The sequence below is a fragment of the Mesorhizobium sp. M7A.F.Ca.US.006.04.2.1 genome, from assembly GCF_004022915.1.
GTDB lineage: Bacteria > Pseudomonadota > Alphaproteobacteria > Rhizobiales > Rhizobiaceae > Mesorhizobium > Mesorhizobium ciceri.
Genome location: NZ_RZQA01001526.1, coordinates 1 through 667, shown reverse-complemented (window position 1 = coordinate 667; position 667 = coordinate 1). Strand labels below are relative to the sequence as shown.

At 67.6% G+C, this 667-nt stretch carries 1 protein-coding gene; it reads right to left on the bottom strand.

Features of this window, described 5'->3' with window-relative positions:
- The coding region (locus tag EN925_RS38510) for a sugar isomerase (RefSeq protein WP_128337496.1) at positions 1–667 on the bottom strand (667 nt) is incomplete at both ends.

The window sequence follows — 667 nt, the reverse complement described above, 5'->3', positions numbered from 1 at the left end:
GTCTGGCGGTAGCGGAACACGATGTCGGTGAGGCCGGCCGCGTCCTGCATGTCGCCGACAATGAGCTGGATGGCGATGATCTCCAGTATGGCATCAGCGATGGCGTTGCCGAGCGCGGGAATCGAGATCACCACCAGCCTGTCGGCTGGAGCGACATCGCTGCGCCGCGTCACCAGCACCGAGGGGCAGCCCAGCGCCGCAAGATCCTGCGCGATCTTCACCTCGCGACCGTCGCCGATGGCGATCAGTCCGGTCGTCGCATCCTGCGATTCCATCGGCCCGTGCAGATAGTTCAGCGTGTCCCATCCCGATGCCGGCACCCGCACCGCCTCGCGTATCAGCATCGCCGCCTCGCCGGCATTGGCGAAGCCGACACCGGCGCCGACGATGTCGATGGATGTTCTGCCCTGCAGCAGCCGGGCCGCCTGCCCGGCAGCGCTTTGCGCACCGGAAAGGACGGTGGCGGCTGCAGGTGGCAAAGTCGTCCAGTCGAATCTGTTGCCGGCGAGCCTGTCGATCAGCATGCCGAGCGCCAGCAAGGTCCCGGTATAGCCGGTGGAGCTTGCGCCATTGTCGGCACCCGAATCCGTTGCCAGCACCGCGCCGGTGAGATCAGCCAGCGGATTGTCGCTGCCGCGGCAGACCGCCAGACGCGGCGCGCCCGACG